Source organism: Nocardiopsis changdeensis, assembly GCF_018316655.1.
Taxonomy (GTDB): Bacteria; Actinomycetota; Actinomycetes; order Streptosporangiales; family Streptosporangiaceae; genus Nocardiopsis; species Nocardiopsis changdeensis.
This window is the reverse complement of record NZ_CP074133.1, coordinates 4,635,118-4,654,463: the sequence shown is the minus strand read 5'-3', so window position 1 is coordinate 4,654,463 and position 19,346 is coordinate 4,635,118. Positions and strand designations below refer to the sequence as shown.

The following is a 19,346-nucleotide window of genomic DNA, read 5'->3' as shown; positions in this document are numbered from 1 at the left end:
CTTCCCGCCGCCGCCCGGCGGCGGTCGACCCGGTGTTCACGACCCCTTCAGGGGACGCGGGCCCGTCGGCTCGGGTTCGCCCGCCCGGGGACCGGGTACCGGTGAGTTCGATCACCGGATCATCCTCCCAAGCCGGACGGGCCCGTGCGGCTGAACGCGCCGGGGGCCGCGGGGGCGGATCGGGGGTCATCCGTCCCGCTCCCCGGGGCGCACCAGCCCGCTCTCGTAGGCGTGCACCACGGCCTGCACGCGGTCGCGCAGGCCGAGCTTGGTGAGGATGCGGCCCACGTGCGACTTGACGGTGGTCTCGCCGACGATCAGATGCGCGGCGATCTCGGAGTTGGACCAGCCGCGGGCGACCAGCCGCAGCACCTCGCGCTCGCGGTCGGTGAGGGGGTCGGGGGCCGCGTCCCCGGAGCCGTCGGGGGCGGGCAGCAGCGGGGCGTACCGGGCCAGCAGCCGCTCCAGCACCTGGGGGGAGACCACGGCGCCGCCGGAGGCGACGGTCTCCACCGCCGCGACCAGCTCCTCGGGCGGGGAGTCCTTGAGCAGGAACCCGTGGGCGCCCGCCCGCAGGGTGCCCACCGCGTACTCGTCGAGGTCGAAGGTGGTGAGCACCAGCACCCGGACGTCCTGGTCCAGGGAGCGCGAGCGCTCGACGATGCGGCGGGTGGCCTCGACGCCGTCCATGCCGGGCATGCGCACGTCCATGAGGACGACGTCGGGCAGCAGCCTGCGGGCCGCCTCCACCGCCTCGCGGCCGTCGGAGGCCTCGCCGACCACCGACAGGTGCGGCGCGGCCTCCAGGATCATCCGGAAGCCGGCGCGGACGAGGGGCTGGTCGTCGACCAGCAGCACTGAGACGGGCACAGGCCGATTGTGCCGCATCCGGGGTGCCCGGCGGGGACGGTGCGCGACGTCAGGCCCCCGGGGGCAGGGAGGTGGGCAGCGGCGGAGGGGTGCCGCCGAAGGCCGGGCAGATGGCCTGGTGCTCGCACCAGTCGCAGAGCCTGCTCTTCTTCGGCTCCCAGACCCCGGCGCGGCCGGCCGCCTCGATCCGGGCCCAGATGTCGGAGATCTCGGCCTCGGCGGCGCGCAGCTCGTCCTCGGTGGGGTCGTACCAGCGGATCGCCCCGTCCCCGCCCAGGTAGACCAGCTGCAGCCGGGTGGGGACCACGCCCAGGTCGCGCCAGATCATCACCGCGTAGAAGAAGATCTGGAATTTGGCCTTGTCCTCGAAGCGCGGGGAGGGGGACTTGCCGGTCTTGTAGTCGACGACGCGGATGCGCCCGTCGGGGGCCACGTCGAGGCGGTCGACGTAGCCGCGCAGCCGCAGGCCGGTGGGCAGCTCCACCGAGATGCGCATCTCGCGCTCGCGCGGTTCCAGGGCGGTGGGGTTCTCCAGGTCGAAGTAGCGGCGGACCAGGTCGCGGGCGGACTCCAGCCAGGCGTCGCGGGCGGCCTCGTCGGCGAACAGCGACTCCACCTCGGGGCGCTTCTCCCGGAGCCTGTTCCACTGGGGGTCGACCAGGCCGATCGCGGTGCGGGGGGTGCGGGTCTCGGCGGGCAGCTCGTACAGGCGCTCCAGGCAGGCGTGGACCAGGGTGCCGCGCAGGGCCGCCGCGCTCGGTGCCTCCGGGAGCCGGTCGATGGTGCGGAACCGGAAGAGCAGCGGGCACTGGAGGAAGTCCGACGCCCGGGAGGGCGAGAGCGCGGACGGCAGGAGCACGGTGGTCATACACGTGAGCCTATGAGAAGGGCGTGACAGACGACACCCGTGCGCGCAGGCCCTGTGGTGCCGGGCCCGCGTGCCGGGCGCGGCACGGCCCCGTAACCTTGGGGGCGTGACCACCGGCAACGATCGTCCCGCGCCCCGCGACCGCTCCAACGGACTGCTCCTGGGCCGGCCCTTCGGGGTCCCCGTGTACGTCACCGCGTCCTGGTGGGTGGTGGCGGTCCTCATCACCCTGGTGTACGGCGGGATCGTGCAGGACCGCCTGGCCCTGCCGTCGGTGTTCTCCTATGCGATGGCGTTCGTGTTCGCGCTGCTGCTGTACGCGTCGGTGCTGGTGCACGAGCTGGCGCACTCGGTGGTGGCCCGGCGGTACGGGCTGCCGGTGCGGCGGATCGTGCTGTACGTGCTGGGCGGGGTCTCCGAGATCGAGAAGGAGGCGCCCACGCCGGGGCGGGAGTTCTGGATCGCGTTCGCGGGACCGCTGTTCTCCCTGCTGATCGCGGCCGGGGCGTACGGGCTGTTCCGGCTGGCGGACCCGTTCTCGGTGGTGGGCGAGCTGCTGTTCCAGCTGTGGGTGGCCAACCTGCTGGTGGGTGTGTTCAACCTGCTGCCGGGGCTGCCGCTGGACGGCGGGCGGCTGGTGCGGGCCGCGGTGTGGAAGCTGACCGGGCGGCCGCTGGCGGGCAGCGTGGCGGCGGCCTGGGGCGGCCGGGTGCTGGCCCTGGTGGTGGTGGCGGTGCCGCTGCTGCTGGGGTGGGCCGCCGGCGCCCTCAACCCGTGGGGCACGGTCTGGGGCCTGGTGCTGGGCGGGTTCATGTGGATGGGGGCCACCGACTCCCTGCGGGCCGCGCGGGTGCGCTCGCGGGTGCCGGGGCTGCGGGTCCGCGACCTGGCACGGGCGGCGCTGGCGGTCCCGGCCGACACCCCGCTGGCCGAGGCCGAGCGGCGGGCCGCGGTGATCGGGGCGACGGCCCTGGTGGTGACCGACTCCGAGGGCACGCCGACGGCGGTGGTGCATCCCGGGCTGGCCGCGGAGGTCACCGACGCGCGGCGGGCGTGGGTGCCCGTGGCGGAGGTGGCGCGGGCGCTGACCGCCCACTCGGTGCTCCCGCTGGACCTGGAGGGGGAGGAGATGCTGGAGCGCCTGACCTCCCATCCGCTTCCGGAGTACCTGGTGGTGGACGCCGACGGCGCGGTGCACGGGGTGCTGCGCGCCGCCGACGTCAACGCGGCCATGTCCGGCCGGGAGTGAGCCGGGCGGCGCCGTGACGCCGCCCCCGCCCCTCCCCGCCCGCCGCCCTCACCTGCGGGCGCCCTCGGGCCACAGGACGGACACCGGGCGGTGCAGGGAGCGGGCGTAGGCGACGATGTCGGCGGTGCCGCCGGGGCCGCGGGCGGGCTCGCCGTCCCACACCGCGACGAGCTGGTCGCAGCGTTCCACCAGGAGGCGGCCCGCCTCCAGGTGCGCCCGGGGCGTGGACTCCACGTGCGGCAGCGTGTGGACGAGGACGGCCTGGGCGAGCAGGCGGTCGTAGAGCGGGTGGTGTCCGGCGGGGAGCCCGTCGCGGTACTCCCGGGCGGGCACGATCGCCTCGAGCGGGGCCCCGGCGTCCAGGACTGCGGCGGCGAACAGGGTGTCGGCCCCGTCGGCCAGGCAGGAGAGGCCCACCAGGTCGCATCCGTAGGGTTCCAGGTGCGAGTCGATGAGGGCGGCGACGGCGTCGCCCACACCGGGGGTCAGGTTGCGATGGCCGGTGATGCCGATGCGGATCACGTCACCCTCCCTGCTGTTCGTTTAGCCGCCTTTGTACCCAGATGCAGGGACGGCGTTCACGAGCAGTGCGAGGCGGTCGTCGAGGTCTCGGACACACGCGGCCTGCGGCCCTCTGTAGCGCCGTCTGAACGAGCGGACGCGGTCCACGACCCGGGCCGAGCCGAACCGGGTCCCGGTCTCCAGGGCCTCCACGGCCAGTCGGAACGCCTCGTCGACGTCGCCCGCCTCGGCGTGCGCCGCGGCCAGCTCGACCTTGAGCACGGCGGCCTGCTTGGCGCCCCGCCCCTGGGGGCCGGACGCCTCGGCGAAGGCGTCGCGGGCGTCGTGCGGGCGCCGCAGGCGCACCCCCACCAGGGCGCGGTAGCCGGAGACCTTGGCCTGGTCGAAGGCGAACACCCAGGGCCAGGGCGGGTTGACGTTGCCCGAGCGGGAGATCTCCTTCTCGGCGCGGCCGATGGCGTGGGCCGCGGCGGAGCGGTCGCCGATGCCGGCGTGGGCCAGCGCCCCCACGCAGGCCAGCCAGGCGCGGGCGGTGGGGTGCGCGGAGGGGCCCAGGACGTGCTCGGCCTCCTGGACCAGGCCCAGGCCCAGTTCGGGGTCCTCCGCGGTGTCGATCTCGAAGGCGGCCAGGGAGCCGAGCATGTACACGTCGAGCAGGCGCATCCCGGCCTGGCGGGCGCGGATGACGGCGGTGCGGTAGTGCATGCGGGCCGACCCCATGTCGCCCTGGTCGGCGTGCAGCCAGGCGGCGAACCCGGAGGCCTCGCTGGCGGCGGCGCTGACGGCGGAGTGGTGGGCGGTGCCGCGGGCCTTGAGGAGCATCCGCTCGGCCAGGTGCACGTGGGCCACGGCGCTGGGCAGCAGGTCGCGGGCGGGCGAGGTGGAGTCCATGCGGCGCTGGCCGCCGGTGATGGAGCGCAGCGCGGGCGCGGTCGTCTCGTCGACGGCGGCGTGGCCGCCCTCGGGCGGGATGCCGAAGGCGGCACCGGCGTCGGCGGCGCGGGCGGCCGCCGGGGCGGGCGCGGGCGCCGGGTCCTCGTCGGCGTCGAGCGGCAGGGTGCCGTCGAAGCGCAGCAGGTGCAGCGGGATGTCCAGACGCCGGGCCAGGTCGTGCACCTGGGTGACGGTGAGCGACTGCTGGCCGTTGACGACCCGGGAGACCCAGCTCTGGGAGTAGGCGACGGCGCGCGCCAGGTCGCCCTGGGACCAGCCGCGGGCGGTGCGCACCCCCTCGATGACGGTCGCCATGTCGCAGGTGGCCAGGGCGGCCGCGATGCGCGGCCGGGACCACAGGTCCGGTGGAAGTTGGGACATGGAGTTCAGATTAGGGATTCGCGGTGCCGGAGGTGGCCGTGTTCGGTCCGGCGGTACCGGGTAAAGCCCGGGATCGCGGTTTTTCGTGGCTTCTCACAACCCCGTTCTAACGTTCTTAGGTGAGCGCTCCGCGCCTTGTGGCATGGGTTGTTGGGATAAGGGCGATAAAAACCTTCTGTCGGCTTTCATTGTGTTCCGGGGGTGTTCTCCGGGAGGGTGCGGCCTTCCCCGGGAGGGGCACGCATAACCGCTCATGCGTGATCCGCATAGGCGTGCTTTTCCGGTCCCGGCGGTGGGGCAGAGTGGGAACGTCGTTGGCGACCACAGGGGAGGCCTGAGTGACCGTCGATACCCCACCGGCGGGTGACCCGGACATGCGGTGTCCGGGCGAGATCGACCTCGTGCTGCGCGGGCTGGCCGCGGAACTGCGCTCGCACGGGGTGGAGGCCCGTGAGGACGGGGTGCACGGGATCGTGCACGCCGGACCGCAGCACGCGCTGCTCCGGCCGCACCGGGGCGACCTGTGGTGGTGGATGCGGTGGCCGGGGGAGCCCCGGCCGCTGGCGGGGGTGCCCCTGTCCCCGGCCACACGGACCTCCGAGGCGGTCCGCCGCATCCTGGGGGCCCTGGACCGTACCTGAGACCGCGCGGTCCGCACCGCGCCCCCCGGGGCGCGGACCCGGCCCGCGCCCCAGGGCGGGCGGTGCATGGGCTTCCCCGGAACCCAGTCTCCCTCTGTGCGGGGCCGCCCGGCCCCGCCCGCCCGACCGCCCCGCCCCCGGACCGCGCCCCCCGCGCCCGGACCCGGCGGGGAGACCGGAACGTCCCGACCGCAGTCCCTCCGCGGCCGGGCCGGGTCCGGAAGTGTTCCGGCCGCACCTCCCCCGTGGCCGGAGCACGACGACCGCCGGCACGGTCCCCCGTGCCGCGGCGGTCCCGCCCCGCGCCCCCGGGCGGTTCACGACGGGGCGCGCCCCGGCCCCTTCCCCTTTGCGGCCGGGGCGCGCCACCGCCCCCGTCCGAGGCGCGGGCCGGGGCGTCAGGCGCCCGGGAGCGCCGCCCCGGGGCCGTGGGCCGCCAGCGCCGCGCCCACGATGCCCGCCGTGTTGCGCAGCTCGGCCGGGACGATCGGGGTTCGGATGTCCAGCAGCGGCAGGAACTTGTCCGACTTGCGGCTCACACCGCCCCCGACCACGATCAGGTCCGGCCACAGCAGGTCCTCCACCACCCGGTAGTACCTCTGCAGGCGCTTGTGGGCCCACTCGTGGTAGGACAGGCCCTCGCGCTCCTTGGCGCCCGAGGACGCCTTGGTCTCGGCGTCGTGGCCGTCGATCTCCAGGTGCCCGAACTCGGTGTTGGGCACCAGGTGCCCGTCCACCACCAGCGCCGTGCCGATCCCCGTGCCCAGGGTGGTCATCAGCACCACGCCCGACACCCCCTTGGCGGCCCCGTAGCGGGCCTCGGCCACCGCCGCGGCGTCGGCGTCGTTGAGCAGCCGCACCGGCCGGCCGGTGACCCGGGCGAACAGCGCCCGCGCGTCGGTGCCGATCCAGCTCTTGTGCAGGTTGGCGGCGGTGCGCACCACACCGTTCTGCACCACGCCCGGGAAGGTGACGCCCAGGGGAGGAGCGTCCGCCAGGGGGAAGTGCGCGGCGATCTCGCCGACGATCTCGGCGACCTCCTCGGGTCCGGCGTGGTGGGGCGTGAGGATCTTCAGGCGGTCCTCGAGGAACTCCCCGGTGGTCAGGTCGACCGGGGCCCCCTTGATGCCGCTGCCGCCGATGTCGATCCCCAGCCCGGTGGTCGGCTCTGACATGGGTCCTCGTCTCCGTGTCCGTGCTCAGGCGAGCAGATCGGCCCGCTGGGCTGATACTGCCCTGACGGGCGGGGCTTCGCACACGGGGCCGGCGCGTGTCCGCCCGCCGCGGACGGGCCCAGGTGGTGTCGGCGGACCGATACGCTGGACGATCGCCCCGACCGAACCGAATCTGGGAAGACGAGAGCGACGTTGACCGGTATCCATGGCCGCCGTGGTCCCTTCACCGACGGTGACACCGTGCAGTTGACCGACCCCAAGGGGCGCATGCACACGATCACCCTCCACGAAGGGGGCACCTTCCACTCCCACAAGGGCAAGGTCGAGCACTCCGACCTCATCGGCCGGCCCGAGGGCAGCGTCGTGCGCTCCAACACCGGTACCGCCTATGTGGCGCTGCGCCCCCTGCTGATCGACTACACCCTGTCGATGAAGCGCGGGGCGACCATCGTCTACCCCAAGGACGCCGCCCAGGTCCTGGTGGAGGCCGACATCTTCCCCGGCGCGCGCGTCGTGGAGGCCGGCGCCGGGTCCGGCGCCATGTCCAGCTGGCTGCTGCGCGCGGTGGGGGAGAAGGGCATGGTGCACTCCTACGAGCGCCGCGCCGACTTCGCCGAGATCGCCCGCAAGAACGTCGAGCGGTTCTACGGCGGCCCGCACCCCGCGTGGAAGCTGACCGTCGGCGACCTCGTCGAGGAGCTCGACGAGACCGACGTGGACCGCGTGTTCCTGGACATGCTGGCCCCCTGGGAGTGCCTGGACGCCGTGGCGGGGGCGCTCATCCCCGGCGGCCTGCTGTGCTGCTACGTCGCCACCACCACCCAGCTCTCTCGCGTGGTGGAGGAGCTGCGCGAGGACGAGCGGTTCTACGAGCCGCGCTCGTGGGAGACCATGCTGCGGACCTGGCACGTGGAGGGCCTGGCGGTGCGCCCGGACCACCGCATGATCGGGCACACCGGGTTCCTGGTGGTGGCCCGCCGCCTGGCCGACGGGGTGGAGGCGCCCGAGCGCCGCCGCCGCCCGGCCAAGGGCGCCTACGGCCAGGACTACGAGGCGGCCCGCGCGGCCGCGGGCGGCGGCGCCGCGGCCCCCGAGGCCGCGCCCGCCGCGGAGGTCGCGCCCGCCGCCGGGGCGGAGCGGGAGCCAGCCGTCCAGGAGGCCCCCACACAGGACACCCCCGCCCAGGACACCGCCGCGGAGTGACCCCGCGCGGGGCCGCGCCGACCGCACCGGCCGCGGGACGCCCCGCGGCCCCGGCGGGGCGGCGGGCGGAACCGCGGCACGGCCCGTCCGGAGCACGTCTCCGGGCGGGCCGTCGCGTTTCCGGAAAAGGCGTCCCGGGGCGCTCCCCGGCGCTCGAGTACCGTAAACATGTCCGTTTCATCCCCGGCGACGTGCACGGCGCCGCCGCGCCGTCAAGGGGCCGAAGCGTGACCCGGCCCCGACCGAGAGGTTACTTTCTCATTACGTCGGGTCATCCTCTAGCAGCCTGACCTGCGGTGACGCAAGGTCTTGAAATGAGGCCTACGACACTCGTCAGGGCTGGGAGGTTAGGAATAGGGCAGGGGTAGGTACGCTCCCGAGTAGTCGTCCTTCTAAAGGGAGGTGGCGGACGTGGCCGAGCGCGACGACGAGCGTCAGAGCGACCGGGACCGTGAAGTCGCTGAACTCACGGCCCAGGTCTCCTACATGGAAAAGGAACTCAGCGTGGTCCGGCGCAAGCTCGCCGACTCGCCCCGACATGTACGCCTCCTCGAGGAGCGCCTCAGGGAGGCCCAGGCCAACCTGGCGGCGGCCAACGGCCAGAACGAGCGGCTGGTCTCCACTCTCAAGGAGGCCCGCGAGCAGATCGTGGCCCTGAAGGAGGAGGTCGACCGGCTGGCGCAGCCGCCGTCCGGCTTCGGCGTCTTCCTGGGCGGGCGCGACGACGAGACCGTCGAGATCTTCACCAACGGCCGCAAGATGCGGGTCAACGTGAGCCCCTCCGTGGACCTGGACGAGCTGCGTCCCGGCCAGGAGGTCATGCTCAACGAGGCCTTCAACGTCGTCGAGGTGGAGTCCTTCGAGACGGTCGGCGAGGTCGTGATGCTCAAGGAGATCCTCGAGGACGGCGAGCGCGCCCTCGTGATCTCGCACCACGACGAGGAGCGCATCGTCCGCCTGGCGGACCCGCTGCGCGACGAGCCGATCCGGCCCGGGGACTCCCTGCTGCTGGAGCCGCGCTCGGGGTACGTGTACGAGCGCATCCCCAAGTCGGAGGTCGAGGAGCTCATCCTCGAGGAGGTCCCCGACATCGCCTACACCGACATCGGCGGCCTGTCCGGGCAGATCGAGCTCATCCGCGACGCGGTCGAGCTGCCCTACCTGCACAAGGACCTGTTCCGCGAGCACAAGCTGCGCGCGCCCAAGGGCGTGCTGCTGTACGGCCCGCCCGGCTGCGGCAAGACGCTCATCGCCAAGGCGGTCGCCAACTCGCTGGCCAAACAGGTCGCCGAGCGCACCGGCCGCGACGTGGGCAAGAGCTTCTTCCTCAACATCAAGGGCCCGGAGCTGCTCAACAAGTACGTCGGCGAGACCGAGCGGCACATCCGCCTGGTCTTCCAGCGGGCCCGGGAGAAGGCCTCCGAGGGCACGCCGGTCATCGTCTTCTTCGACGAGATGGACTCGATCTTCCGCACCCGCGGATCGGGCGTGTCCTCCGACGTGGAGAACACCATCGTCCCGCAGCTGCTGAGCGAGATCGACGGTGTCGAGGGCCTGGAGAACGTCATCGTCATCGGCGCCTCCAACCGCGAGGACATGATCGACCCGGCGATCCTGCGGCCCGGCCGCCTGGACGTCAAGATCAAGATCGAGCGGCCCGACGCCGAGGCGGCCCGGGACATCTTCGCGAAGTACATCACCGAGGACCTGCCGCTGCACGAGGACGACATGGCCGAGCACGGCGGGTCGACCAAGGCCACGGTGGACGCCATGATCCAGACGGTCGTGGAGCGGATGTACACCGAGGGCGAGGAGAACCGGTTCCTGGAGGTCACCTACGCCAACGGTGACAAGGAGGTCCTGTACTTCAAGGACTTCAACTCCGGCGCCATGATCGAGAACATCGTCTCGCGGGCCAAGAAGATGGCCATCAAGGACTTCATCGACCACGACTCCAAGGGGATCCGGGTCGCGCACCTGCTCCAGGCGTGCGTCGACGAGTTCAGCGAGAACGAGGACCTGCCCAACACCACCAACCCCGACGACTGGGCGCGGATCTCCGGAAAGAAGGGCGAGCGCATCGTCTACATCCGGACCCTCGTCACGGGCAAGAAGGGCGCGGACTCCGGGCGGAGCATCGACACGGTGGCCAACACCGGCCAGTACCTGTAACGACCGCACCTCCGAGGACGACAGAGGGGGCCGACCGGACTTCCGGTCGGCCCCCTCCCGTGCCGGTGGTCCCCGGGCTCCGTGTCAGCGGGGTGCCGACACCTTTCCGACGAGGAGACACGATGATCGATACCCGCCTCGCCGGCCGGAACGTCCTGGTGACCGGCGGTTCCGGCAATATCGGCGCGGCGATCGGCCGCGCTTTCGCGGCCCAGGGGGCGCGCGTCGCGATCCACTACCTCGCCCAGGATCCCCCCGCCCCGGCGGGCACCGAATGGGCGCACATCACCCCCGCCGCGGAGGAGGCGGACGGGCTCGCGGAGGAACTCGGCAACGGCGCCTTCGCCGTCGCCGCCGACCTGTCCGAACCGGAGGCGGCCTCCCGGCTGGTGCGCGAGGTCGCGGCCCGGGCCGGCGCGATCAACGTCCTGGTCAACAACGCCGCCCACTGCGAGACGCCGGACACCGTCGACACGCTGACCGCCGCGTCGCTGGACCGCCACTACCGGGTGAACGCCATCGCCCCCGCGCTCCTCACCGCCGAGGTGGCGCGGCTGCACCGTGCGGAAGACCCGTTGTGCGTCGTCAACATCACCACCGATGCCGCGCGGGCCTTCCCCGGCCAGACCGGCTACGGGACGTCCAAGGGGGCGCTGGAGGCGCTCACCCGGTCCACCGCACTGGACCTGGCGGCCCGCGGCATCCGGGTGAACGCCGTCGCCCCGGGGCCCGTCCAGACCGGCTGGATGGACGAGGACCTCCTGGCCCGGGCGAAGGGGATCGTGCCGATGGGCAGGGTGGGCGAGCCGCAGGACATCGCCGACGCGGTGGTGTACCTGGCCTCGTACCAAGCGCGATGGGTCACCGGACAGGTTCTCCAGGTCGCCGGCGGGCACGCCCTGTGACCGTGTCGGCCACCGGGGTCCGTCCGCCGCCGACGCGGGGCGGGCCGCCTGCGACGGCGGCCGGCACCGGCCGGTACCTGTGACGACCACGCCTGAGAGGACGACGGAGGGGGCCGACCGGGCGACCGGCCGGCCCCCTCCGTGTTCAGGCCGCGTCCGGCGGCCGGGTACGGCCCGGTCAGAAGTCCACGGGGTCGCGGACCAGGGGGCAGGTCATGCAGTGGCCGCCGCCGCGCCCCCGGCCCAGTTCGGCGCCGACGATCGGCAGGACCTCGATGCCCGCCGCGCGCAGCAGCGCGTTGGTCTGGGTGTTGCGGTCGTAGGTGAAGACCACGCCCGGCTCCACGGCGACCGCGTTGTTGGCGCTGTCCCACTGCTGGCGCTCGGAGGCGTAGACGTCGCCGCCGGTCTCGATGGTCCGCAGCGCGGACAGCCCCAGCGCCTTCGCCACCACGTCCGTGAACGCCCGGGCGCCCTCGTCCACCACCTCCACGCCCGGGGCGCGGTCGGACGGGTACAGCGAGAAGGTGTGCACCGCGTCCATGATGCGCGGGTAGAGGGTGACCACGTCGCGGTCCACGAAGGTCAGCACGGTGTCCAGGTGCATGGCGGCGCGCAGCCTGGGCATGCCCGCCACGATGACCCGGCGGGCGGCCCCGGCGGAGAACAGCGCCGCGGCGACCTGCGTGACGGCCTGGCGCGAGGTGCGCTCGCTCATGCCCATGAGCACGACCCCGTCGCCCACGGGCATGACGTCGCCGCCCTCGAAGGTGGCCTGGCCCCAGGGGAGCTCGGGGTCGCCCCACCAGACGGTGTCCCCGGCGAAGTCCGGGTGGAACCGGTACACGGCCTTCATCAGCAGGGTCTCGTCGCGGCGGGCGGGCCAGTAGAGCGGGTTGAGCGTGACGCCCTCGTAGAGCCAGCAGGTGGTGTCGCGGGTGTAGAGGGTGTTGGGCAGCGGCGGCATGAGGTACTCGCGGCCGCCGGTGGACTCCTGGGCGAGCGCGAGGTAGGGCGAGCGGTACTCCTCGGGCAGGTCGTCGGCGGCCATGCCGCCGATGAGGAGCTCGGCGAGGCCGCGGGGGTCCAGGGACTCCAGGAAGGCGCGGGTGCCCTCGATCAGGCCGGTCCCGACCTCGTTCGGGGTGATCTTGCGGTCCAGCAGCCAGGAGCGGGCCCCGGGCACGGCCAGGGTCCGGGCGAGCAGGTCGTGGAGCTCGACGACCTCGACGCCGCGGCCGCGCAGCGCGGCGACGAACTCCTCGTGATGGCGCAGGGCGCTGTCCACCCACATGACGTCGTCGAAGAGCAGGTCCGCGGCGTTGGTCGGGGTGAGGCGGCGGTGGGCGAGCCCGGGTGAGCAGACCAGGACCTTGCGCAGGCGGCCCACCTCGGAGTGGACGCCGTGCGGCGGCGGGGCGGTGTCGGGCATGGCGGAGTCCCTTCGGAGCGGTTCAGAGCGTGATCAGGCCGGTGGCCAGGGCGGCCACGCCGGCCGCCGCCCCCGCGACGGAGACGGCGCACACGGCGAGCTCGGCCGGGGTGAACAGGCGGCGGCCCTGTTCGCGCCGGACCTTGACGAACAGCACGGTGGCGGGCGCGTAGACGATGAGGGAGACCAGGACGTACTTCAGGCCGGCCGCGTACAGCAGGAACGCGGTGTAGGCGGTGGCGAGCACCGCGATAGCGAGGGCGCCCCGGGACGCCCCGGCCCCGGCGCCCGCGGCGGGGCCCCGGGCGACCTTGACCGCGAACAGCGCCGCGAGCAGGAACGGGATCAGGGTCAGCGCGCTGGTCATGTTGAGCGCGAAGTCGAAGGCGTCCTCGGAGAACAGGGTGACGACCAGGACCGCCTGGGACAGCGCGGTGGTCATCACCAGGGCCGGGACCGGGACGTCGGCGGCGTTGGAGCGGCGCAGGAACCGGGGCATGTCGTCGTCCCGGGCGGCGACGAACAGCACCTCGGCGGCCATCAGGGTCCAGGCCAGGTAGGCGCCCAGCACCGAGACGATCAGCCCGGCGCTCACGAACACCGTCCCCCAGGGGCCCACGGCGTGTGCCAGGACCCCGGCCATCGAGGGCTGGCGCAGGGCGGCGATCTCCTCCATCGGCATGATGCCGTAGGACACGAGGGTGACCGAGGCGAAGACCGCGAAGACGCTGAGGAAGCCCAGGACGGTCGCCCGGCCCACGTCCTCGCGCCGGGCGGCGTGGCGGGAGTAGACGCTGGCCCCCTCCACCCCCAGGAACACGAACACGGTGACCAGCATGGTGCCGCGCACCTGGTCGAAGAGGGTCCCGGCGTCCGCGGTGCCGGTGAGGTTGTCGGCGAACACCGCCGGGTCCAGGAGGAACAGGGCCAGCACGACGAACACCAGGATGGGCACGAGCTTGGCGACGGTGACCACCCGGTTGATCGCCGTGGCCTCCCTGACGCCCCGGCGCACCAGCAGGAAGAACCCCCACAGGCCGGCCGAGGACAGCCCCACGGCCAGGAGGGTGTCGCCGTCGCCCAGGGCCGGGAAGAGGGCCCCGAGCGTCGACATGATGAGCACCCAGTAGGTCACGTTGCCGACGCAGGCGCTGGCCCAGTACCCGAACGCGGCGAAGAACCCGAGGTACTCGCCGAAGCCCGCCTTGGCGTAGGCGTAGACCCCGGCGTCCAGGTCGGGCCTGCGCACGGCGAGCATCTGGAAGACGAAGGCGAGCATGAGCATGCCGGTGCCCGCGATCACCCAGGCGATGAGGGCTCCGGCCACGCCGGTGGACTCGGAGAACCGCGACGGCAGGGAGAAGACCCCGGCCCCGACCATCGAGCCGACGACCATCGCCGTCAGGGTCGGCAGGGTGAGCCTGACCGGCGCGCCCCCGGACGCGCGTTCGGCGGCGTGCGCGCCGCTCATGCCTGCCGCTCGCGGGGTCCGGGGCGGTCGTCGCCCGGCGTGTTCGCAATGTGGCACATGGTCATAATCTAGGCGGATGGGTCCGTGTCGCCGGGCCTTGCCCGTGTCCTCGGGGTGTCTTGCGCTTTGCCGCGCGGACCGCGGCCGCAAGGGAGGCGGCAACGGTCGGCCGACTTTTCCCGGAAAACGGGTGAAAGGTTTTTCCCGGCCCGGGGAAAGCCGGTCCCACCTGCGATGACAACGGCGCGCCGGGAGGCCCGGAACTCCCGGGAAGACGGCGCTTGGGCCACAATCGACGCGGAAGCGTTCAAGACCGGCCCCCGGTGGATAATCTCTTCACCATGAGTGTGCGGCGGATTATGGGTATCGAGACCGAGTACGGGATCTCCGTGCCGGGCAACCCCGGGGCCAACGCGATGGTCACCTCAACCCAGGTGGTCAACGCCTATCTGGCCGCTTCGGCGGCCCGGGCGCGACGGGCACGATGGGACTTCGAGGAGGAGAACCCGCTGCGCGACGCGCGCGGCTTCGACCTGGCGCGTGAGGTGGCCGACCCCACGCAGCTCACCGACGAGGATCTGGGGCTGGCCAACGTCATCCTCACCAACGGGGCGCGGCTGTACGTGGACCACGCCCACCCCGAGTACTCGGCGCCCGAGGTCACCAACCCGCTCGACGCGGTGCTGTGGGACAAGGCGGGCGAGAGGGTGATGGCGGACGCGGCCGCCCGGGCGGGGGCCACGCCGGGGATCGAGCCCATCCAGCTGTACAAGAACAACACGGACAACAAGGGCGCGTCCTACGGCTGCCACGAGAACTACCTGATGCAGCGGTCGACGCCGTTCGGCGACATCGTGCGCCACCTCGTCCCGTTCTTCGTGTCCCGCCAGGTGGTGGTGGGCGCGGGCAAGGTGGGCATCGGCTCCGACGGGCAGGGGACCGGCTTCCAGCTCTCCCAGCGCGCCGACTTCTTCGAGGTCGAGGTGGGGCTGGAGACCACGCTGAAGCGTCCCATCATCAACACGCGGGACGAACCGCACGCCGACCCGGACAAGTACCGGCGGCTGCACGTGATCATCGGCGACGCCAACATGAGCGAGATCTCCACCTACCTCAAGCTGGGGACGACGTCGCTGGTGCTGTCGATGATCGAGGACGGGTTCATCAGCGTGGACCTGTCCCTGGAGACCCCGGTCGCCGACCTGCGGGCGGTGTCCCACGACCCGACGCTGGCGCACCGCGTGAAGCTGCGCGACGGGCGCCGGATGACCGCGCTGGAGCTCCAGGGCGAGTACCTGGACCAGGCGCGCAAGTACGTGGAGGACCGCTACGGCACGGACGTGGACCCCGACACCGCCGACGTGCTGGACCGGTGGGAGTCGGCGCTGACCCGGCTGGGCAACGACCCGATGGACCTGGCCGACGAGCTGGACTGGGTGGCCAAGCTCAAGGTGCTGGAGGGGTACCGCTCCCGGGACGGGCTGGACTGGTCGCACCCGCGGCTGCAGCTGGTGGACCTGCAGTACTCGGACGTGCGGCCGGACAAGGGGATCTACAACCGGCTGGCGGCGCGCGGGCGGGTCAAGCGGCTGCTGGAGGAGTCCCAGGTGCAGCGGGCGGTCACCGAGCCGCCGGAGGATACCCGGGCGTACTTCCGCGGCCGGTGCCTGGCCAAGTACGCGGACTCGGTGGCGGCGGCGTCGTGGGACTCGGTGATCTTCGACCTGCCGGGCTACGACTCGCTGCAGCGGGTGCCCACCCTGGAGCCCCGCCGCGGGACGAAGGAGCACGTGGGGAAGCTGCTGGACGCCTCGCCGACGGCGGCCGACCTGGTGGCGGTGCTGTCGGGCGGGCGCTGACCGCGGGCGCGCGGCGGGGCGGGGCGGCGTGCGCCCCCGCCCCGCCGCACGCCGGGACCCGGGGCGCGGGACCCGGAACGGCAGGGGCCCGCGGGGATAGGCTGGGCCCGTTCCCGCTGAGGAGAGAGGTCCATGAGTCCTTCGATCGCGACCAACACCACCGTCGACCTGGCCGGGCTGCTGGAGTTCGTGCGGCCCCGGCACAACGCGCTGCTGATCACCCGCCGCGGCGACGGCGGGCCGCAGGCCTCCCCGGTGACCTGCGGTGTCGACGGGCAGGGGCGGATCGTCGTCTCCACGTACCCGGAGCGGGCCAAGGCCCGCAACGCCGCGCGCGACCCCCGGGTGAGCGTGGTGGTGCTGTCCGACGACTTCGGCGGCGCCTGGGTGCAGGTGGACGGGGAGGCCGAGGTACTGGACGGCGAGGAGGCCGTCGAGCCGCTGGTGGAGTACTTCCGCGTGATCGCGGGCGAGCACCCGGACTGGGCGGAGTACCGGGAGGCGATGCGCCGCCAGGGCAAGGCGCTGGTCCGGGTGACCCCGCGGCGCTGGGGCCCGATCGCCACCGGCGGCTTCCCCGCCGACCGCGTCCCCCCGTCCGCCGGCTGACCCGGACCGGGCTCACACCGCCGCGGCCCGGTTCTTGCGCACCAGGTCCGCCGAACCGGCGACGCGGGCGGTGGTCAGGACGGCCGACCGGCGACTGAACAGCCGGAGCAGGAACGGGGCGGCGGCGTCGGCCGCCCGCGACAGCGCGCTGGGGGCCGACCGGCGCCGGTCCAGGGCGCGCACCAGCGCCGCGGCGACCTGCTCGGGCGTCCGGAAGTCCCCCGGGTACCCCTCGGTGCCGATCCCGTCGAAGAACTCCGTGCGGGTCAGGCCCGGCGAGAACGCCAGGGTGCGCGGACCGCTCCCGCGGGTCTCCCACCACAGCGCCTCGGTGAAGCTCAGCACGAACGCCTTGCTCGCCGCGTACACCGCCATCCCCGGGATCGGCTGGTAGGCGGCCATGCTCGCGATGTTGACCAGGTAGCCACCCGGGTCCAGCCGCCCGATGAACGCCCGTGACACGTCCACCGGCGCGGTCACGTTGAGCGCGAGCAGCGCCTCCAGCTCGTCGGGGTCCTGTTCGGCGAACGTGCCGTCGGCGCCGATCCCCGCGTTGTTGACCAGGCTCGTCACGCGGATGCCGCGGCGGTCGACCTCGGCGGCCAGGTCCCGGCCCGCGCCCGGGCGGACGAGGTCGGCCGAGACGGTCTCCACGCGGACGCCGTGGGCCCCGCGCAGTTCGGCGGCCAGGGCCTCCAGCCGTTCGGTGCGGCGGGCGACGAGTACCAGGTCGGAGCCGCGTGCGGCGAGCAGGCGGGCCAGGGCCGCGCCGATGCCGGAGCTGGCACCGGTGATGAGTGTGGTCTGGGAGGCATGATCAAGGGTCATGGCGACACCCTACGCCATGTGTGACACTCGGTGTCAAGATCGCCTCTGGGTGCCTTTCCTTGTAGGCTGGCGGGATGACGACCGGAGAACCGACCCCCGGCCTGCGGGAGCGCACGCGCCGCGCGGTCCACCGCGAGATCGCCGAGGCCGGGATGGCGCTCTTCCTGGACCAGGGCTTCGAGGAGACCACCGTCGACCAGATCGCCGAGGCCGCCGGGATCTCCCGCCGCTCCTTCTTTCGCTACTTCGCGACCAAGGAGGACGTGGTCCTGGGCGACATGATCGAGCGGGGGCACCGCATCGGCGCGGCGCTGGCCGCGCGCCCCTCCGGGGAGGAGCCCTGGGCGGCGGTCCGGGCCGCGCTGATGGCGCTGCGCGAGGAGGCCTCCGGCGGCCCCGAGGAGGAGCTGCGCATCGGGCGGATGCTGCACGGGACCCCGTCGCTGCGCGCCCGCAGCCTGGAGAAGCACCTCGCCTGGCAGGAGGTCCTGGTCCCCGAGCTCGCCCGGCGCCTGCGCGAGGCGCACGGCCTCGACGGGGTGAGCGCCGACCACCGTGCCGCCGCGATCATCGCCACCGCGCTCACCTGCATCGACGTCGCCACGGACACCTGGCTCCGCGTCGACGGGGCGGTCCCCCTCGAAGACCTCTGGGACGAGGCCGTCGCCGCCGTCCGGGCCTGATCGCCCGGTACGGGCGACACGCCGGTTATGTGCTCTTGCGCTTAGAGCGCGTGCGCAACTATCTTCGTTCCCGACTCCGACGAAGGGCGCACCATGCAGATCGACCTCAGCGGGAAGACGGCGCTGGTCACCGGATCCACCCAGGGCATCGGCGCGGCGATCGCGACCGGCCTGGTCCGCGCCGGGGCGCGGGTCGCGGTCAACGGGCGCGGCCCGGAGACCGTGGACCGCGCGCTGGAGCGCATCGCCGCCGAGCACCCCGGCGCCGACCTGGTCGCCGCCCCCGGCGACCTGACCGACGACGGCGGCCTGCGGCGCGTCCTGGACGCCGTCCCCGCCGTGGACGTCCTGGTCAACAACCTGGGCGTCTTCGGCGCCCGCCCCGCCCTGGAGATCACCGACGAGGAGTGGCGCCGCTACTTCGAGGTCAACGTCCTGACCGCGGTGCGCACGACCCGGGCCTACCTGCCCGGCATGGTGGAGCGCTCCTGGGGCCGCGTCCTCAACATCGCCAGCGACTCGGCGGTGGTGGTCCCCGCCGAGATGATCCACTACGGCATGACCAAGACCGCCCTGCTCTCGGTCACCCGGGGCTTCGCCAAGGAGGCCGCCGGGTCCGGGGTCACCGTCAACTCCGTCATCGCCGGGCCCACGCACACCGGCGGGGTCGAGGACTTCGTCTACGAGCTGGTGGACCGGGACCTGCCCTGGGAGGAGGCGCAGCGGGTGTTCATGCGCGAGCACCGCCCGATGTCCCTGATCCAGCGGCTCATCGAGCCCGAGGAGATCGCGAACATGGTCGTCTACCTCGCCTCGCCGCTGGCCTCGGCCACCACGGGCGGCGCCCTGCGGGTGGACGGCGGCTACGTGGACTCGATCCTGCCCTGACCGCCCCGCCCGGGGCGCGGGGTCAGGCCCGTACGGTCCCGCCCGGCAGGACGGTGTCCCGGCGGCACAGGCCCAGGCAGACGAGTTCGAGGAGGCGCCTGGCGCGCGGCTCCCAGTCGCCCGCCGGGTCGAGCTGGTACAGCCCGGCGATGGCCAGCAGCACGTCGTCGGGTTCGAGGTCCTCGCGCAGGGTCCCGGCGGCGCGGTTGGCGTCGAGCAGCCGCTGGAGCGCGGAGGTGAGCGGCCCGCGGGCCTCCTGGGCGAACCGGCCCCTGCTGGTGGCGCTCTGGAGCGCCCCGATGAGGCCGGCCTTGGTCATGGCGTACCGGGCGAACCGGGTGAGCCACAGCTTGAAGGCGTCCAGCGGCGGGTGCTCGTCGAGCAGGTCGTCGGCGGCCTGCGCCATCTGCTGCACCTCGGCGCGGTACAGCTCGAAGACCAGGTCCTCGCGGGTGGGGAAGTGCCGGTACAGGGTGCCGATGCCCACCCCGGCCTTCTTGGCGATGGAGTTCAGGGAGGCGTCACTGCACGTGGAGAACGCCTCGCGGGCGGTCTCCAGCAGGTGGGCGCGCGTGCGGACGCCCTGGGCGTGCAGCTGCTCGACGCGCTTGGTCGACACGGTCGTGGTCCTTCGTTGGCGGAGATCTCTCCGTCATA

The 19,346-nt window shown here is 73.3% G+C and carries 18 protein-coding genes; 9 read left to right on the top strand and 9 right to left on the bottom strand.

Annotated elements, in window-relative coordinates; genetic code table 11:
- Positions 1–186: 186 nt before the first annotated feature.
- The gene (locus KGD84_RS21240; RefSeq protein ID WP_220562138.1) at positions 187–870 is read right to left on the bottom strand and encodes a response regulator; all 684 of its coding nucleotides are present in this window, start codon (positions 868–870) and stop codon (positions 187–189) included.
- Positions 871–919: 49 nt separating this feature from the next.
- The gene (locus KGD84_RS21235) at positions 920–1,738 is read right to left on the bottom strand and encodes a RecB family exonuclease (protein WP_220562137.1); all 819 of its coding nucleotides are present in this window, start codon (positions 1,736–1,738) and stop codon (positions 920–922) included.
- 184 nt (positions 1,739–1,922) lie between these two features.
- Between KGD84_RS21235 and KGD84_RS21230 the strand changes: the two genes are divergently transcribed.
- Positions 1,923–2,987, top strand: a complete 1,065-nt coding sequence (locus KGD84_RS21230; RefSeq protein WP_220565895.1) for a site-2 protease family protein — start codon at positions 1,923–1,925, stop codon at positions 2,985–2,987.
- 48 nt (positions 2,988–3,035) lie between these two features.
- On the opposite strand, the gene KGD84_RS21225 is transcribed toward KGD84_RS21230, so the two are convergent.
- Together KGD84_RS21225 and KGD84_RS21220 are read right to left on the bottom strand one after the other, a co-directional pair.
- On the bottom strand, positions 3,036–3,509 hold the full coding sequence (locus KGD84_RS21225) for a hypothetical protein (protein WP_220562136.1): 474 nt from the start codon (positions 3,507–3,509) through the stop codon (positions 3,036–3,038).
- A gap of 21 nt (positions 3,510–3,530) precedes the next feature.
- Positions 3,531–4,784 (bottom strand): helix-turn-helix domain-containing protein, encoded by a 1,254-nt coding sequence (locus tag KGD84_RS21220; RefSeq protein WP_220565894.1) that lies wholly within the window; start codon positions 4,782–4,784, stop codon positions 3,531–3,533.
- A 377-nt stretch (positions 4,785–5,161) separates the two neighbouring features.
- Between KGD84_RS21220 and KGD84_RS21215 the strand changes: the two genes are divergently transcribed.
- Positions 5,162–5,464: a hypothetical protein gene (locus KGD84_RS21215; RefSeq protein ID WP_370634555.1), complete on the top strand. Its 303-nt coding sequence runs from the start codon at positions 5,162–5,164 to the stop codon at positions 5,462–5,464.
- Between the two features lie 398 nt (positions 5,465–5,862).
- Here KGD84_RS21215 and ppgK read toward each other — a convergent pair whose 3' ends face one another.
- Positions 5,863–6,639: a polyphosphate--glucose phosphotransferase gene (gene ppgK / locus KGD84_RS21210; RefSeq protein ID WP_220562135.1), complete on the bottom strand. Its 777-nt coding sequence runs from the start codon at positions 6,637–6,639 to the stop codon at positions 5,863–5,865.
- 192 nt (positions 6,640–6,831) lie between these two features.
- Between ppgK and KGD84_RS21205 the strand changes: the two genes are divergently transcribed.
- The 3 genes from KGD84_RS21205 (at position 6,832) to KGD84_RS21195 (ending at position 10,919) form a co-directional block, all read left to right on the top strand.
- Positions 6,832–7,842, top strand: a complete 1,011-nt coding sequence (locus KGD84_RS21205; RefSeq protein WP_255646721.1) for a tRNA (adenine-N1)-methyltransferase — start codon at positions 6,832–6,834, stop codon at positions 7,840–7,842.
- Positions 7,843–8,244: 402 nt separating this feature from the next.
- Entirely contained in the window at positions 8,245–10,014 is a 1,770-nt protein-coding gene (arc, locus tag KGD84_RS21200) for a proteasome ATPase (RefSeq protein ID WP_220562134.1), read from the top strand.
- A gap of 122 nt (positions 10,015–10,136) precedes the next feature.
- Positions 10,137–10,919 (top strand): SDR family NAD(P)-dependent oxidoreductase, encoded by a 783-nt coding sequence (locus KGD84_RS21195; RefSeq protein ID WP_220562133.1) that lies wholly within the window; start codon positions 10,137–10,139, stop codon positions 10,917–10,919.
- Positions 10,920–11,097: 178 nt separating this feature from the next.
- Here KGD84_RS21195 and KGD84_RS21190 read toward each other — a convergent pair whose 3' ends face one another.
- Both KGD84_RS21190 and KGD84_RS21185 read right to left on the bottom strand, forming a co-directional pair.
- Complete coding sequence (locus KGD84_RS21190; RefSeq protein ID WP_220562132.1) at positions 11,098–12,351, bottom strand: arginine deiminase; 1,254 nt, start codon at positions 12,349–12,351, stop codon at positions 11,098–11,100.
- Between the two features lie 22 nt (positions 12,352–12,373).
- A complete protein-coding gene (locus tag KGD84_RS21185; protein WP_220562131.1) occupies positions 12,374–13,822 on the bottom strand; it encodes a basic amino acid/polyamine antiporter in 1,449 nt (482 codons plus the stop codon).
- Positions 13,823–14,163: 341 nt separating this feature from the next.
- On the opposite strand from KGD84_RS21185, the gene dop reads away from it, so the two are divergent.
- Together dop and KGD84_RS21175 are read left to right on the top strand one after the other, a co-directional pair.
- Positions 14,164–15,681: a depupylase/deamidase Dop gene (gene dop, locus KGD84_RS21180; RefSeq protein WP_338151183.1), complete on the top strand. Its 1,518-nt coding sequence runs from the start codon at positions 14,164–14,166 to the stop codon at positions 15,679–15,681.
- A 132-nt stretch (positions 15,682–15,813) separates the two neighbouring features.
- The gene (locus tag KGD84_RS21175; protein ID WP_220562130.1) at positions 15,814–16,290 is read left to right on the top strand and encodes a PPOX class F420-dependent oxidoreductase; all 477 of its coding nucleotides are present in this window, start codon (positions 15,814–15,816) and stop codon (positions 16,288–16,290) included.
- Between the two features lie 12 nt (positions 16,291–16,302).
- On the opposite strand, the gene KGD84_RS21170 is transcribed toward KGD84_RS21175, so the two are convergent.
- Positions 16,303–17,118, bottom strand: coding sequence for an SDR family NAD(P)-dependent oxidoreductase (locus KGD84_RS21170; protein WP_220562129.1), 816 nt, complete (start codon positions 17,116–17,118; stop codon positions 16,303–16,305).
- A 74-nt stretch (positions 17,119–17,192) separates the two neighbouring features.
- Here KGD84_RS21170 and KGD84_RS21165 point away from each other — a divergent pair, with 74 nt between their 5' ends.
- The gene (locus tag KGD84_RS21165) at positions 17,193–17,801 is read left to right on the top strand and encodes a TetR/AcrR family transcriptional regulator (RefSeq protein ID WP_220562128.1); all 609 of its coding nucleotides are present in this window, start codon (positions 17,193–17,195) and stop codon (positions 17,799–17,801) included.
- Between the two features lie 93 nt (positions 17,802–17,894).
- Positions 17,895–18,689, top strand: coding sequence for an SDR family NAD(P)-dependent oxidoreductase (locus KGD84_RS21160; protein WP_220562127.1), 795 nt, complete (start codon positions 17,895–17,897; stop codon positions 18,687–18,689).
- A gap of 22 nt (positions 18,690–18,711) precedes the next feature.
- Here the strand turns inward: KGD84_RS21160 and KGD84_RS21155 are convergent, their stop codons facing one another.
- Positions 18,712–19,308: a TetR/AcrR family transcriptional regulator gene (locus KGD84_RS21155; protein ID WP_220562126.1), complete on the bottom strand. Its 597-nt coding sequence runs from the start codon at positions 19,306–19,308 to the stop codon at positions 18,712–18,714.
- Positions 19,309–19,346: the final 38 nt, after the last annotated feature.

Coding starts and splice junctions, on each gene's coding strand:
- KGD84_RS21235 (WP_220562137.1), bottom strand. CDS start 1,738: ATGACCACCGTGCTCCTGCCGTCCGCGCTCTCGCCCTCCCGGGCGTCG.
- ppgK (WP_220562135.1), bottom strand. CDS start 6,639: ATGTCAGAGCCGACCACCGGGCTGGGGATCGACATCGGCGGCAGCGGC.
- KGD84_RS21195 (WP_220562133.1), top strand. CDS start 10,137: ATGATCGATACCCGCCTCGCCGGCCGGAACGTCCTGGTGACCGGCGGT.
- KGD84_RS21190 (WP_220562132.1), bottom strand. CDS start 12,351: ATGCCCGACACCGCCCCGCCGCCGCACGGCGTCCACTCCGAGGTGGGC.
- KGD84_RS21185 (WP_220562131.1), bottom strand. CDS start 13,822: ATGAGCGGCGCGCACGCCGCCGAACGCGCGTCCGGGGGCGCGCCGGTC.
- dop (WP_338151183.1), top strand. CDS start 14,164: ATGAGTGTGCGGCGGATTATGGGTATCGAGACCGAGTACGGGATCTCC.
- KGD84_RS21175 (WP_220562130.1), top strand. CDS start 15,814: ATGAGTCCTTCGATCGCGACCAACACCACCGTCGACCTGGCCGGGCTG.
- KGD84_RS21170 (WP_220562129.1), bottom strand. CDS start 17,118: ATGACCCTTGATCATGCCTCCCAGACCACACTCATCACCGGTGCCAGC.
- KGD84_RS21165 (WP_220562128.1), top strand. CDS start 17,193: ATGACGACCGGAGAACCGACCCCCGGCCTGCGGGAGCGCACGCGCCGC.
- KGD84_RS21160 (WP_220562127.1), top strand. CDS start 17,895: ATGCAGATCGACCTCAGCGGGAAGACGGCGCTGGTCACCGGATCCACC.